The organism is Erwinia oleae, from assembly GCF_000770305.1.
Lineage (GTDB): Bacteria > Pseudomonadota > Gammaproteobacteria > Enterobacterales > Enterobacteriaceae > Erwinia > Erwinia oleae.
In genome coordinates this window covers 1-14,464 of sequence record NZ_JNVB01000087.1, presented here as the reverse complement: position 1 = coordinate 14,464, position 14,464 = coordinate 1, and the positions used below count along the sequence as shown (strand labels likewise).

The following is a 14,464-nucleotide window of genomic DNA, read 5'->3' as shown; positions in this document are numbered from 1 at the left end:
AACGCTGGAGCAGCTCATTGAATGGAAGGGAAAACCAGCAGCTATCCGGTGCGATAACGGGCCAGAATATACAGGCAGGATACTGATGTCATGGGCGGCCCGACAGAATATAACCCTGCGTTTTATTCAGCCCGGTAAACCTCAGCAGAACGCTTATATTGAGCGATATAATCGTACAGTACGCTATGACTGGCTAGGGCAGTACCTGTTTTCCTCGCTGGATGAATTGCAGGACTATGCCACACGCTGGCAATGGTTTTATAATCACGAGCGTCCGAATATGGCATTGAATGGCTACACGCCGATGCAGCATATTCAACGCATGACCTGATTCTACTTATCACCTCCGTTAAAAATGGGAGGATTACCAGTGTGGTTTGGACAGGTGGCAAAAATCAATTAGTCACTACTCATTATTTAACTCATGCATGGTGACTTACGTGGCCAATTATGATTTGAGTAGACGTTCGTACCTAGACGCAGGAAACAGAAGCTTTCTGTGATGATTTCCGTAAAAGGGACATTATCCTTATTGGCCGGCCAGCATAGAATCGGTCAGTTTATAATGAAGCCATCTTTTGAATCAGGAAAATTTGTCATGAAAGCAGAATATACTGCTGTCAGGGCGGTTGTTAAATCCTTAATTCGGATTGAAAACAGTACAAAGCCCCGGAAAAAATAGCCATGCCTATTTTCGGGAACCGGGTCTTATATGCTGCAACTCAAACTCAGTAAAGAATTTTTGTCGCCGTAGTAAGCGACACGGCCTTTTTATTGGGGGAAGTCCAGCATGCGTGTCTCATCAACACCGTCATCATATAGTCAGAACTCACCTATTTCGCCTGAATCAACCTTGCAGCAAACAGCGGTTAAAACGCAAGAGGGCCAGAATGTTCAGTTTGGAGACATGCCAAAAATTCAACAGGATGTTGCGGTTGTGTTAACTGTTGCCGGCATGATCCGATCTATTCTTGAGGCGGTTGTGGCGCAACGGGGGGGGGCGGCTAAAGCGCCGGCCGCATTGAGGCCGTCATTGCAGGGCTTTAATCCTGCAGCGTCAGGTAAAACATACCAGACAGCCAGTGCCGCCAATCCGTCAGTGGGTGCTGTTGCTGGCAGCACGTCCGCCGCAGGCATAACCAACGAGGCACCATTAGCCACGGCCGCAGCGCCAGCCCAGCCAATATCTGCTCCGCCTGCACCTGGCAGAGGGGAGAGAGCCATGGCGTCTGGCCAGGTCACCAGCGCTGACCCTTCGGGGGATTTTCTTGATAATTCACCGCTCTCCTCACCGGATAGGTTGAAAAAATGGGAACCGATGGTGGCCAACCTGCCAGCCGATCAGCGATTGCAGGCGGAAAAAGAGCTAAATCGTCCGATGGCAGCAGCGCAAATGGTGTTGGACGGCGGCCCGGATGCGCAGCGGGCGCAGGCATATATCGATGCCAATCCGGCACTGAAAAATGCCATTGATGCAGGCAAACATAATGATAATCCTGACGGTAAAGTTACCAAAGATGATTACAAAGGCTTTATTTCGCGGATGAATAAAGCGCAGGACGCGGCGGATAAAAACATTTCCGACTACCTGAAAAAGAATCCGAACGCAGATGAAGGCTCCCGCCAGATGGTGGCAGAGGCGGCGATGTTGCGTGCCAACGAGCCAATATTGCGGGTGGCGTTACTGGAAAATGGTAAAGTCGGTAAGGATATGTCGGCGGGCGATCTGAACAACCTGGTGAAACAGAATCCGGGGCTGGCCGGTTCCCTGCGCCAGGCGGCCCACAGTTTCTCCTCTCCCGGACTGCTTGCCGAGCTTGACCAGGGCGGTGTCATAGGGAAGAAACTGGCCGGGCACGGTCCTGACAGTCGCTTCAGCAATAAAAATATCGATGACTGGATTAAAAAGCAGGCACCCACCAATGGGGGAGATTTTGCCAGGTTGATCAATCAAGTGGCATTGGTTAATGCCACTGCGAATGTTGACACCGGCCGTCTGAATAAGGATTTGCTTGACCACCCTGATAAATACAGTGGTGCAGAAAAAGCGGCGGTGATGGTTAAGTTGCAACAGACGCTGAAAACGGTGCAGGCCGGACGTAGCCTGCGCAACACCACAAAAACAGAACAGGCAATGAACGACAAGATCGATCAGCTACAAAAAGATCCGGCGGTTAATACCTATCTGAATAAGGCGGTGCCAGCACAGAGTAAAGCGCTGATCAATGGTGATAAGGGACTGCGTCAGGCGCTCGATCAGCGTTATGGCGAAGTGGCGTCAGGCCAAACCCTCAGCGACGACATGCAGCACATACAGGCGGGGCAGAAGGATAAAAAGTCTGCGCCGGATTACAGCGATGCACTCCAGGGCCTGACAGATGAACTGAATTTGCAGCATTCACTGCGTGGCGACGGCGTGCCAACGGCGAAAGAGGTGGTTGCCAGACAACCGGCTCTGAGCGAGCAACTGAACACCTCTTTTCAACAACAGATTGCTCAGGGTGGTTACGTCAAAGACAACATCAAGGGTAAACATGCTGATGCCCGGCAGATCCTTCAGCTCTCCGATATGAAAAAATCGCTGTACGAAGCTGTTCTGCCGAAAGAAGTGACTAACCTGAAGCAGGATGGCTATACCGAAGCGGTGATGGATTCACTGAAGGTGGGTAAGAGAGGAGTAGATATGCTGAAAACGTTGAAGCAGGCGGGTCTGCTCTCTGGTGATGTGAAAAAAATGAGCGGTAAAGAGATGCTGAGTTCGGTGGACAAAGCGCTGAATAAAGAGGGTCCGGTAACTGGCATGAAAGGGCTAATGAAAACCGGCATGAGCAGCGCAGCCGGTGTAGCCGGGTTGTTCTCGGTATCAGGCATGCTGGCAAGTGGCAACAAAGCCGGAGCCGCGAAAGCGATCTACGATGGCGTTCATGGCAGTAGCGAGCTGGCTAAACTGGGTGTGGATACCGCGCTGAAGAGCACCGGCCGCGAAGCTACTGCCAGCTTTGGCCGGATGGCAGGTATGGCGGCCGGACGTGCGGTTGGTATGGTCGCCGGAGAAGGCACGGCGATGGCCGCAGCCAGTACCATCGGTGCCGCCACTGGTCCGGTGGGCTGGGTTGTTGATGGCGCGATCGCGATTGGCTTTGGCATCAGTTCTATCGTCAGCGCGGTCAACAAGCATAAAGAGCAGAAACGCTTTGATCATAACGTTGATCCGGTACTGAACCAATTTGGTATTCCAAAAGCGCATTAACCGGCCGGTTCGTAGCTGATCTGAAACCCTTTCACCGGGCCATAGTTCACCCTGACGCAAATCTGTGTGGCGCACGGTTTCTTTCCTGATTATATTTCCAGTGGTTTAAGAGCAGAGCCTGAGAATCGCAATACATATCTGCACCAGAGTCAGTCTGGCAACTACAGCCACACTGCTTACCGGATTAAGTGGATGTTTGATCAAGGGATATCTGTCAATTATATGAAAACAGGCGCTGATGCGCCTGCATATAGCAAAAATCAGTCGAGGACTGCCGCAAGGCTGGGAGGAACACCGGGACGGCCATTGGTTAAACAGGTGGCGGTGAAGGTTGCTTCGGCATACACCACATCGTTAACCAGAATTTGCTGGAAAAAATTTACCCGGCTGCGTTTTTCGTTTTTTACCGGCTGACAGGTCACCACCAGCTCGTCACCTGCCTTCAGGTTTTTTTTGAAACGGAGGGTATACTCCAGCAGCATATGAATACGGCCCTGTTTAAATTCCTCTTCCAAATTCAGACCGAGCGCTTCTGCCATATAAGCATGACGTGCCCACTCCAGATAGAAGGGATAGTAAAGACCATCGACGACGCCCTGAAAATCAACATGGTTCGGGTCAACAGTGTATTGCTTGCAAAACATCGTTCTTCCTCAGAGCCTATCTTATCAGGCTGGTTTACGGTTATTCTGCAGCAAGGCCGTGCTCAGAATCCTCATGCACGGCGCGTATGCTGCTGTTAATTACTCCTGGAAAGCGCACAACTGGCCGATCCCAACTGCTTGACCAGGTAATGCTGGCGATGATGCTGCGGCATCTGCTCCAGCGTCATTTGCAGCCGGTAGCCGTTTCGCTACTAGGCGACACCTTCCCTAGATAGTGTTTGAGCTGTCTCGGTTGGAAGCCATTGTCTCCCTTGACGGCACCGATGACGGTGTTCGAGCATGAGATTGAATGGCTCGCCGACCGTGCGGTGCGGTGCCATACCGGCAATACCAAGGTTGCCGCATGGCAGGATCGTCAGGCGCATGCCGTGTTAAAAATTGTGATCCTGTAGATCGTGAGGTGCCAGAGGCTTGGTTCGAATGCTGCGATCGTCCGGGCGCCCGACAAGCCCGTGCGTGGGTGGTGATCAATCCCGCAAAGGGTCGCGACAACCGGGTTATAGCGGACGCTTCCTGCGGGACATTCACCGGCGCCTCATGCTGCTCATCGCGATCAACATCCCGATCGTGATCTCGCTCAGCTTTTTGCTGATGACCTCGCTCGTCGTACAAGATGAGTGGCGACGGGGCTTTCCACTCTGGTTTCATTTGGCTAAAATAGTAAGATGCGCAGACACCTAAATTTTCCTGCGGCCACTGCGACAGCTCTGGTCCTCGCACTGAGCGGCATCGCAAGGCCAGCACACTCGAGTGGCTTAGTGCCGCCGCCCGGCTACTACAATGAGGTCCGGCACAACGGGCACTCGGTACGATCATGCCCGCCGTCACCTATTCCGTTTACCGGAACACTGGACTTCCCAAGCAAGTACGAAGGTTCGGGAAAATCACGCAACACTCTCAATGTGTCGTCTGACGAGCGACACAAGATGCTTACCAAAACCATCAGCGACATGGAGAAGGGAGCTACCGAGCTCGTTGAGCGATACATGGACGGCGGTTCGACGCAAACGCTACAGTGTGTGGTCAGGTGGTATGGTGCCTGGGCCGACGCCAATGCGCTTCTCGGCCCGGCGGTCAATCCCACCGGCAAGTCGGAACGCAAATGGGCTCTAGCGAGCCTGAGTGGCGCATGGCTGCGTCTAAAGTTTTCGCGCTCGCAGCCGCTTCTCATCCACTCCTCGAAAGCCGCCAAGATAGAAGGCTGGCTCGGGATGATCGCCGACCAGGTCGCGCGTGAGTGGGACACTGATGGCTCGCGCGAGAAGATCAACAATCACTATTATTGGGCAGCATGGAGCGTAATGGCGACGAGCATCGTCACCAATCGCCGCGATCAATTTGACTGGGCAAAGAACATATATGCGATCTTTGCCCAGCAGGTCGATGCCAACGGCTTCTTGCCCAACGAACTAAAGCGAAAGTCGCGCGCAGCAGACTATCAGGTTTATGCCGTGACGCCGGCCGCAATGATGGCCGCTTTCGGCAAGGCCAACCATCTCGATCTGGCGGGGGAGGGCCACGACGCTCTGCATCGGGCGGCGGAACGCGCAGTTACCGCCTACGACGACCCTCGCCCTTTCGCGGCGAAGACCGGCACCATGCAGGTCCCAGGCGAACCCGATAGGGAGCAATCCATACTCGCCTGGCTTGAACCATATTGCTGGACGGTGCGGTGTACTGGCGTGGCAGCCGCAAAGCTTGCACAATTGCGCCCGGTGCAAAATACTCGGCTGGGCGGCAACATGACTGCCACTTTCGCCGGCCGGTAAAATAGCAAGGGTGACGATAATCAGCCGTCGTCTTCTGTCGCCGCGCCAACGTCGCACACAAGCCAGGTTCGAGATTGCTTTAACGACTATCTGTAGTTTCTTCTCCTTGCGAGAGTACCGCGGCGGCAGCGGTTGTCAAAGTTAGCAGCATAAATAGGACTTAGTCGGGAATTTCGTAACAGCGCCTTCTTCGCCTTCGCCCGCTATGAGTTGCTGGATCCAAACAACTTGGAGGTAAAAATTTGTCTCAAGAACTGACAACTATCTTTGGAGCATTGGCAATTTATGCGGCTGTGGTCCTTAGCCCTGGACCGAACTTTACACTAATAACGCGCCTCGCGACATCCGACGCGCGGTCTGCCGCGTTGGGGGCCACGTTCGGGTTTTCCGTGGGTGCGATGGTCTATGCTGTTCTATCTATGACGGGCCTCGCCCTCATTATTACCCGCGTGGGATGGCTGGTGACGTTCGTTCAGATCGCCGGCGGCGGCTACCTGATCTATCTTGGACTATCGGCATGGTTCACCAGCACCGCAAAGACGCTTAATTGTGAGAGGCGTCGGAATATTAACAGCGCGGCGCGCGGGTTTCGCATGGGATTGATCGTGGAGCTTTCAAACCCCAAAGGCATCGCCTTTTTTGTCAGCTTCTTCGCTGTCGCCATTCCCATGGAAACCGCGCTATGGGCCAAGGCGGTAATCCTTGCCGGCGGATTTTTCCTCGAAATCGTGTGGTATGGCGCAGCATCGTTCTTACTATCCACTCGGCCAGTGCGCACGGTCTATGAGCGCTTTGCTATGTGGATCGAGCGGGCAATTGGGACCCTTCTCGCGGTATTCGGTGTGCGTTTGATTTGGGAAAAGATCTGAGCTCTTCGCGATCTGGCTTCTGCGCCACCTGAAGCCGGATTTTCCACCATCCCCGCTTACCACAAGATCATTTACCTTCAAAATATCGCGATCGGCGTTTGCCGCGATCAGACTATACTCAGGCGCTCGCCTGACTCCCGGTCAAAGAAGTGCAGGTTTTGAACCACTGGCTTCAGCCGGATATAATCTCCGGATCGGATCTTTCGTTCACCGTTTTCGATTGTCACGAGACTGGTGCCGTCCTCGGTGCAGGCATGGATATAGGTCTGCGAACCTGTCGGTTCAACGAGCGTCACCTTGGCCCGCAGGCCGTTTTCCTGGTCGAGAAGCAAGTCTTCGGGACGTATTCCGACGACGAACTCTGCCGCTTTCGACTGCACGTCAACTTCCGCCCGAAACGTCGCCTGCTTGCCAAGCGACACGCCGCCGTTCCCATCGCGTCTGGCATCGATAAAATTCATCTGCGGAGATCCTATGAAGCCCGCGACGAAGGTGTTCTTAGGCTTTCGGTAAAGCTCCATGGGCGTATCGATCTGGATGATCTCGCCCTTGTCCATGATCACGATCCGATCCGCCATAGTCATGGCCTCGATCTGGTCATGCGTGACATAGATTGTCGTCGTCATCAGGCGTTGCTGAACTTCCTTGATTTCCGACCGCATGACCACGCGGAGTTTCGCATCAAGATTTGAAAGCGGTTCGTCGAAGAGAAACACCTGTGGGTCTCGAACGATCGCACGTCCCATTGCTACGCGTTGGCGCTGACCGCCTGAAAGTTCCTTGGGCCGCCGCGCGAGCAGTGCCTCAAGATGAAGGGTTCGCGCGGCTTCCAGAACTTTCGATTTGATCTCGCTTTCTGGACGCTTTTGCATGCGAAGGCAGAAGCCAAGGTTTTCCGCGACCGTCATATGCGGGTAGAGCGCGTAGCTCTGGAAAACCATGGCGATATCGCGCTGCTTGGACGGCAGCTGTGTGACGTCACGCGAGCCAATTCTGATCGCGCCACTGGTGGAACCTTCCAGCCCTGCAACGATCCTCAGCAGCGTAGATTTGCCACAACCCGATGGACCGATCAGGGCGACAAACTCCCCTTCCTCGACATGGAGATTGACGTTTCTGAGCGTGTGGATCGCGCCGAAATGTTTGTTCAGGCCTTCTATGCTGACTGCTGTCATCGAATGCTCCCGTGGGATGCAAGCAGGCCGTCATAGAGTTCAGGACGCCTGTTGCGCTCAAAATTGAATTCTTCCGCCTTGCCGTTCAGGCAATCGTCCAGATCGCAGTCCGCGACTGCAATCTCGTCGTCGACGCCCTTTGTCTCGGCGATGACGCGGCCGTTCGGATGGATAATGCAGGAACCGCCCATCAGGTCGACGCCATCCTCTCGACCGGCCTTTGCTACGCCGACAACGAAGGTGGAGTTCTGGTAAGCGCCTGCCTGCATGCACAATCGGCTCTGGAACATGCGCAGTTCCGGCGACTGTTCCGCTCGGGGATTATGGATCGGCGTCGTGTATCCGAGCACGATCAACTCGACGCCTTTCAAACCCATCATCCTGTAGGTTTCCGGCCACCTGCGGTCGTTGCAGATGCACATTCCCACCTGGCCATCGAAGGCATTGACCACCGGAAAGCCGAGATCGCCGACTTCAAAATAGTACTTTTCCAAATTCTGAAAGGGATCGTCAGGGCGGTAATCGGCATGCCCTGGCAAATGCACCTTACGATACTTAGCTGCGACCAGGCCGTCACGGTCCACAAGAATCTGTGAATTGTATCGATGCTTGGCCCCGCCCTCAGTCGTGATTTCGGCATAGCCCAGGCTAAAGCCAATGTGTCTACGGCGCGCCAGATCGAAGAGCGGCTGCACATCCGCGTTGGGCATGTCGTGCTCGTAGAAATCGTCCGCTTTATGAAGATCGGCGAGATAAGTCCGGGGAAAGAAGGTCGTCAGCGCAAGCTCGGGAAAGACCGCGAGATTGCAGCCGTCATCGGCTGCTTGATCGAGCAGACCCATCATGCGGCTCACTGTTGCACGGCGTGGTTCAGCGGAATTAACCGGCCCCATTTGTGCTGCGGCTATTCTGAGGACACGCGTCATTATTCTTGCTCCATAATTTTGCCGTTAAAACGAATGTGGGTCATAAGCTCCGCCATGCCATGTTCCATGGAAATCCGGGGTTGAAACCCCAGATCGCTCGCGGCAGCGGCGATCGAAAATATCGGATGGCGATCTTCGCCGGGGTCAGGACTTTCGCCGATCCGGTAATCGAAGCCCGGGACGAGGCGAGCAACCAGATCTGCGATGCTGCCGAGATCCCGGCGTTCACCCCCGGTGATTGTATAGGCCGATTGCGCGGGTCGATCCGCCTTGAGCGCTAGAACAATTGCCGCTGCCACGTCATCGACATGCACATACTGCCTGAAGTCGTGGAGGCCGTGTTCCAGTATCCCGCAATGGCCCCGTACAGCCGCATCCAAAAGGGTGCGGACGGCACAGAAGTGCCTGCGGTCGGGGCCATAGACCGTGCTGATCCGCAAGGAGACCGTACTTATGCCGAACTGTTGGCCATGACCGGTGACGATCAGCTCGGCCGCGGCCTTAGAGGCGCCGTAGAGGCTCTTGGGCCGCAGCACGACATCTTCGATGACCGGACCATCACCGGCAATGTCTCCATAGACGCTCGTCGACGAGCAGTAGATCATCCGGCGGATGCCAGCTTTCCGCCCAAGCTCCAGAAGGTTCATGGTGCCGCCGACGTTGACGGGTGCGATCAGCTGCGGGTTTTCTCTTGCATCAGCCGGGCCTGAAATCGCCCCACAGTGAACAATCGCCTCTATCGCGCTGCTGGCCAGTGCATCGGTTGCCGCGCTGTCGGTGAAATCCAGTGCCTTGCAGTGGTCGGAGGCAGCGCGGTCGGTCGCCAAAACCTGGAAGCCCTCATTGCGCAGCGCCCGCGTAGCGGCTTTCCCGATCAGCCCTGCCGCCCCCGTAACCAATATCTTCAGCTTCTCCCCGCACGGTTTGATCGGGGTCATTTCACAGCTCCGAATGTCAGACCGCGTACAAGGTGACGCTGGCCGACCCAGCCCATGATCAATACGGGCGCGATCGCAAGTACCGCGGCCGCCGACAGCTTGGCCCAGAAGAGGCCCTGCGGCGCCGAATAAGTTGCGATGAACGCCGCGAGTGTCGCCGCCTTGGTCGTTGTGAGGTTGATGCTCCAGAACGCTTCGTTCCAGCATAAGATGATCGAGAGCAGCGCCGTGGACGCGAGCGCCGGACCGGAGAGCGGAATCAGGACATATCGGAATTCCTCCCAGAGGCCGGCGCCGTCGATGCGGGCGGCTTCGAGGATGTCGCGGGGAATGTCGCGGAAGAAGGAGAAGAGCATCCACACCACGATCGGGAGGTTTGCGAACATGAACAGCAGGATCAGGCCAAGATGTGAGTCGATGAGCCTCATGTCTCGGTAGAGAATGTAGATTGGGACAAGAACGCCGACGGGTGGCATCATCTTCGTAGACAGAAGCCAGAGGAGCGTCTGCCGCGTCTTCGCTGTTGGAAAGAACGCCATGCTGTAGGCGGCCGGAAAGCCGATCAGCAGCGCCAGCAGTGTCGCAGCGACGGACGTGTAGACACTGTTTAGCGCGAAGGTAAGGTAATTTGATCGGGCCAGGACCGTTCGGTAATTATCGAGCGTCGGTTGGAAGATCAGTGATGCCTCCGGCGACAGAGCGTCGATCTCGGTCTTGAAGCTGGTCAGGAACATCCAGATGATCGGGAAGATGAGAATGATCACCGCGCCCCAGCCAGCGATGAAATTCAGGACCGTCGAGGATGAGGATCCGGGCTTTGCCATAGGTCAAATCTCCAGAGAACGAGACACTGTCTTTGCCAGGAAATAGGCGACGACATTAGCCAGTATGATCGAAATGACGCCACCCGCGGATGCCAGGCCGACATCAAAGCGCAGCAGCGCCTGCACATAAATCAGGAACGAAAGATTGGTCGATGCGAGACCCGGGCCACCCGATGTGGTCACGAAGATTTCGGCGAAGACCGACAGCAGGAAGATCGTCTCGATCATCACGATAATGCCGATCGGCCGCGCGAGATGCGGCAGCACGATGAAGCGGAATGTTGCGAAGGCGCCGGCACCATCCATCGCCGCGGCCTCCTTCAGCTCATGGTCGAGCGATTGAAGGGCCGTCAGCAGGATGAGGGTCGAGAAGCCGATCCACTGCCATGCAATGATAACGATGATCGAAAACATCGGCAACGTGCCGAACCAATCCACCGCCGGCAGCCCTACGAGGCCCAGCACGGTTGCCAGCAATCCGTTTACCGGATCGAGAAGTAGGTTTTTCCAGATCAGCGCCGCAACCGTCGGCATTACGAAGAAGGGCGAAATGGCCAGGACGCGGGCAATTTTTGCCCCCACAAAGTCGCGGTCAAGCAGTAGAACCAAACCGATGCCGAGGGTCACCGTTATGGCAATAACGCCGAGTACGACATAGATCGAATTCAGCGCCGCGATCGCCAGCGAGCTTGAACTGAAAAAATAAAGGTAGTTGTCGAGCCCGACAAATTCTCGCCCAGCAGTGTTCACCAGATTGTAGTGCTGGAAGGAGAACCACAGGGTCATGATGGTGGGTACCGTCGTCCACACCAACAGCACCGCGACTGAAGGCGCGACGAGATAGACTTTAGGACGGGTGCTCACAACCTTGGCGGAAGAATCCACCTGGGCGGTAGCATGCTCAAGGGCTGATGAAGTTGAATTCACGTCTGATTCTCCGGTGCCCTCCGGAACTGCGCCCGAACGAAGTATCGGCCGAGCGCAGCGCCGGGAGGAAAAGTTTGCTACTTCTTTAAGTAGCCCGACTGTTCCATGGTCTTTTCCGTGAAGGACTGACCGGCCACGAGTGCTTGATCCACTGTTTGCTGGCCGGTGAGTGCGGCTGCAATCTGCTGGCCGACCTCTGTACCGATGCTCTGGTATTCCGGTATCGAAGCATAGGTTATGCCCGTATATGGTACAGGATCCTTGCTGGGTTTGGTTGGGTCGGCCGACAGGATCGCGTCCTTGACGAAGTTCGCGAAGGGCGCAACCTTCTGGTACTCGGCAAGATCATAGGTGGACTGCCGAGTACCCGGCGGGATCACTATCCAGCCCTTCTTCTCACCCACAGCCCGGTTATATTCCTTCGAGGTCGCCCAAGCCATAAAGCTTTTTGCAACGTCGGCCTTACCCGACGATTTGGGAATGGCGAGAGCCCACGCCCACTGCAGCGCGGCGCCGTTTGGCACATCAGCGATCGGTGCCTTGGTAAATCCGACCGTGGCAGCGACTTTACTTTCAGCCGGATCGAAGAGGTAACCCGCGGCGACCGTGGCATCAATCCACATACCGCAATTACCACCAGCGAAGAGCGCCCGCGTCTCGTTGTAGCCGTTGGATGTCACCCCCGGCGGCCCGTATTTTTTGAGCAGGTCGACATAAAGATTTACAGCCTTGTGCCAGGCCTCGGTGTTGATCTGCGGTGTCCATTCCATGTCGAACCACTTGCCACCATGGGTGTTGACCGAGGTCATGATCGGCACCATGTTCTCGCCCGAGCCCGGCTTACCGCGAAGGCAAAGGCCGTAAACCTTCTTGGCGGGGTCGTGGACCTTAGCGGCGAATTCGGCGATTTGCGCATAAGTCGGCTGTTCGGGCATCGTAATCCCGGCTTTTTCAAACAGGTCGCGGCGATAGTAGGTCATCGAGCTTTCAGCGTAGAATGGCAGGGCAAAAAGCTTCCCTTCGGTAGAGAGGCCCTTGCGTACAGTCTCGAAGATATCGGCGTAGTCATAGTCAGCACCGAGATCATCGACAGGGAATAGCCAGCCGTTTTTCCCCCAGATCGGCGCCTCGTAGGAGCCAAGTGTGATAACGTCGAACTGGCCGCCATCGGTTGAAATGTCGGTTGTGACCCGCTGGCGTAGCACGTTTTCTTCCAGCACAAGCCAATTGATGGAGTTGCCAGTCTTCTGCTCCCAGTCGGAGGAGAGCTCCTGCATGATCACCATGTCCTGGTTGTTCACCGTAGCGATAGTGATCTCTTCTGCAGCCGCATGTGAGAGGCCTAGCGCCAAGAACGCGGCAGCGCAGACCGTTCGCCCACTGGCGCGGAGGCGGGACGATGAACCGATGTATTTACTCGTGATCGACATTTCATTCCCCTTTTTTTGAAGTTCTCTATACAGAATGCCGTTCTGTATGGCGATCATAGAAGCGAGCACTCTGGCTGGCGTTACGCCACAACATTCTCGAAACTGTGTCATCTGACCATTCCTCGACGCGTTTTCACGATCAGAAGCAGGGTGGGCGCGGCGACTTCACAAAAATTCCCAATGGTCTTCCAGGAATCGAAGAGCGTTTCATTATGCTCTATCAAGGTGTGGTTGAGGGTCGCATCACTATAGAGCAATTTGTCGACCTCGTAGCCTCAAGACCGGCGCGAACTTTCGGACTATCACCTAGGAAGGGTACGATCGCAGTCGGCTGCGATGCTGACCTAGTGCTCTTCGACGCCAACGCTCGACGCACGATCCGCAATGACGAGCTGCACCATGCTGTGGATTATTCCGCCTATGAAGGGATAGACGTCCGAGGAAAAGTGATTTCTGTGCTGCTCCGGGGGAAAGTTATCGTCGAAAATAGCAAGTATTGCGGCGATCCCGGTTATGGGCGGTTCCTGCCGCGCGCGCGGATGGAGCATTGATAGTGCGAGCAAACCGCCAACGAACAGCGCTCATCTTTGGTGGGAAATCGGGAATCGGCGCAGCTGTAGGAAACCTGTTTGAGCAGTCCGGCTTGAGGATCTGCGTGGCAGACCTTTTCGAACCGTCCGAACTTGTGCAGGGTTTATCCTTAGATCGTATCGTATGCGATGTATCCGATGCAAAATCGGTCAGACATGCAGTCGACGGCGCATTGCAAACACTTGGTCATATCGACATCCTGATCAACAATGCCGGGACCGGCACATCTGCCACTGAACTTCAACAGGTATCCCTGCAAGAATGGCGGCGTGTCTTTGAGGTAAATATTTATGGCACGCTGCACGCCATCCAAGCCGTGCTTCCCCACATGTTGGAGCGCGGTTATGGCCGCATTATCAATACAGCATCGCAGCTAGCTCATAAGCCTGCACCCGGGCAAGCGGCTTACTGTGCGTCCAAAGCTGCGCTCGTTGCTCTCACTGTTTCGCTCGCCCAAGAAGTCGCTGCGAAGGGCATAACGGTAAATTGCGTCTGCCCCGGGCCGACCGATACCCAAATGTGGCACTCGAGCGACCCGGCATGGAAGGAATGGAAAATATCCCAGCTGCCAATCAGACGCCTCGGAAGCGTCGACGAAATCGCTTCAGCTTATCTTTACCTTGCCAGCGATGAAGCCGCCTTTATGATCGGACAGAGCCTTTCACCAAATGGTGGGGACGTGATGTGGTGATATCTTTTCTAGAAGCAAGGATTGGATCATCCGACGACGAGTTCAACTTGCTCCGCAGTCCGAGTGCCTTTCAACATAATTGGGACCCTGCCTGCAGGACGGAATCTTTCGAAATCAAAGCGGACCTTCACAGAGTCGGATGACAGAAGGCGCGATTTTGGTCCTTCAAGGGTCGTGCTAAACTTTCGTGAAGAAATTGAATCGCCACGGATAATCTAGACACTTCTGAGCCGTCGATAATATTGATTTTCATATTCCGTCGGTGGCATCTGATCACTCGAACCATGCCGACGCTTACTGTTATAAAACATTTCGATGTAATCAAAAATATCGCTGCGGGCTTCTTCCCGCGTTCCATAGATCTTTTTCTTTATCCGTTCACGCTTCAGCAACTGGAAAAAGCTTTCTG

The 14,464-nt window shown here is 55.0% G+C and carries 15 protein-coding genes and 1 pseudogene; 7 read left to right on the top strand and 9 right to left on the bottom strand.

Annotated elements, in window-relative coordinates; translation table 11 throughout:
* Nucleotides 1-331: integrase core domain-containing protein (locus GS12_RS20110; protein WP_034950202.1), on the top strand; the 331-nt coding region annotated here is incomplete at its 5' end.
* Nucleotides 332-790: 459 nt separating this feature from the next.
* A complete protein-coding gene (locus GS12_RS20105) occupies nucleotides 791-3,250 on the top strand; it encodes a type III effector HrpK domain-containing protein (protein ID WP_034950186.1) in 2,460 nt (819 codons plus the stop codon).
* A gap of 260 nt (nucleotides 3,251-3,510) precedes the next feature.
* On the opposite strand, the gene GS12_RS20100 is transcribed toward GS12_RS20105, so the two are convergent.
* Both GS12_RS20100 and GS12_RS25250 read right to left on the bottom strand, forming a co-directional pair.
* On the bottom strand, nucleotides 3,511-3,894 hold the full coding sequence (locus GS12_RS20100; protein WP_034950183.1) for an acyl-CoA thioesterase: 384 nt from the start codon (nucleotides 3,892-3,894) through the stop codon (nucleotides 3,511-3,513).
* Nucleotides 3,895-3,989: 95 nt separating this feature from the next.
* Nucleotides 3,990-4,103 (bottom strand): annotated as a pseudogene (locus tag GS12_RS25250) (GNAT family N-acetyltransferase); the annotation flags it as partial.
* Between the two features lie 54 nt (nucleotides 4,104-4,157).
* Between GS12_RS25250 and GS12_RS24675 the strand changes: the two are divergent.
* From GS12_RS24675 to GS12_RS20090, 3 genes are all read left to right on the top strand, one after another.
* Nucleotides 4,158-4,307, top strand: a complete 150-nt coding sequence (locus GS12_RS24675) for a hypothetical protein (RefSeq protein ID WP_160279925.1) — start codon at nucleotides 4,158-4,160, stop codon at nucleotides 4,305-4,307.
* A gap of 273 nt (nucleotides 4,308-4,580) precedes the next feature.
* Nucleotides 4,581-5,684, top strand: a complete 1,104-nt coding sequence (locus tag GS12_RS20095) for a mannuronate-specific alginate lyase (RefSeq protein WP_034950179.1) — start codon at nucleotides 4,581-4,583, stop codon at nucleotides 5,682-5,684.
* Nucleotides 5,685-5,926: 242 nt separating this feature from the next.
* Nucleotides 5,927-6,553 carry a LysE family translocator gene (locus GS12_RS20090; RefSeq protein WP_034950177.1) on the top strand — a complete coding sequence of 209 codons (627 nt, stop codon included), beginning with the start codon at nucleotides 5,927-5,929 and terminating at the stop codon, nucleotides 6,551-6,553.
* 107 nt (nucleotides 6,554-6,660) lie between these two features.
* Here GS12_RS20090 and GS12_RS20085 read toward each other — a convergent pair whose 3' ends face one another.
* The 6 genes from GS12_RS20085 to GS12_RS20060 form a co-directional block, all read right to left on the bottom strand.
* Nucleotides 6,661-7,728: an ABC transporter ATP-binding protein gene (locus GS12_RS20085; protein ID WP_034950174.1), complete on the bottom strand. Its 1,068-nt coding sequence runs from the start codon at nucleotides 7,726-7,728 to the stop codon at nucleotides 6,661-6,663.
* The gene (locus tag GS12_RS20080; RefSeq protein WP_034950170.1) at nucleotides 7,725-8,654 is read right to left on the bottom strand and encodes an N-carbamoyl-D-amino-acid hydrolase; all 930 of its coding nucleotides are present in this window, start codon (nucleotides 8,652-8,654) and stop codon (nucleotides 7,725-7,727) included. The genes GS12_RS20085 and GS12_RS20080 overlap by 4 nt, the downstream gene beginning before the upstream one ends.
* Nucleotides 8,654-9,592: an NAD-dependent epimerase/dehydratase family protein gene (locus tag GS12_RS20075; RefSeq protein ID WP_052118541.1), complete on the bottom strand. Its 939-nt coding sequence runs from the start codon at nucleotides 9,590-9,592 to the stop codon at nucleotides 8,654-8,656. The genes GS12_RS20080 and GS12_RS20075 overlap by 1 nt, the downstream gene beginning before the upstream one ends.
* Nucleotides 9,589-10,416, bottom strand: a complete 828-nt coding sequence (locus GS12_RS20070) for a carbohydrate ABC transporter permease (RefSeq protein ID WP_034950167.1) — start codon at nucleotides 10,414-10,416, stop codon at nucleotides 9,589-9,591. Before GS12_RS20070 ends, GS12_RS20075 begins: the two co-directional genes overlap by 4 nt.
* A gap of 3 nt (nucleotides 10,417-10,419) precedes the next feature.
* Nucleotides 10,420-11,343, bottom strand: a complete 924-nt coding sequence (locus tag GS12_RS20065; RefSeq protein WP_200884544.1) for a carbohydrate ABC transporter permease — start codon at nucleotides 11,341-11,343, stop codon at nucleotides 10,420-10,422.
* A gap of 77 nt (nucleotides 11,344-11,420) precedes the next feature.
* Nucleotides 11,421-12,773 (bottom strand): ABC transporter substrate-binding protein, encoded by a 1,353-nt coding sequence (locus GS12_RS20060; protein WP_034950193.1) that lies wholly within the window; start codon nucleotides 12,771-12,773, stop codon nucleotides 11,421-11,423.
* A 104-nt stretch (nucleotides 12,774-12,877) separates the two neighbouring features.
* On the opposite strand from GS12_RS20060, the gene GS12_RS20055 reads away from it, so the two are divergent.
* Complete coding sequence (locus GS12_RS20055; RefSeq protein ID WP_072016930.1) at nucleotides 12,878-13,324, top strand: amidohydrolase family protein; 447 nt, start codon at nucleotides 12,878-12,880, stop codon at nucleotides 13,322-13,324.
* 2 nt (nucleotides 13,325-13,326) lie between these two features.
* Complete coding sequence (locus GS12_RS20050; protein ID WP_034950165.1) at nucleotides 13,327-14,055, top strand: SDR family NAD(P)-dependent oxidoreductase; 729 nt, start codon at nucleotides 13,327-13,329, stop codon at nucleotides 14,053-14,055.
* Between the two features lie 215 nt (nucleotides 14,056-14,270).
* Here GS12_RS20050 and GS12_RS20045 read toward each other — a convergent pair.
* A partial coding sequence (locus GS12_RS20045; protein WP_034950160.1) for an IS3 family transposase occupies nucleotides 14,271-14,464 on the bottom strand: 194 nt, incomplete at its 5' end.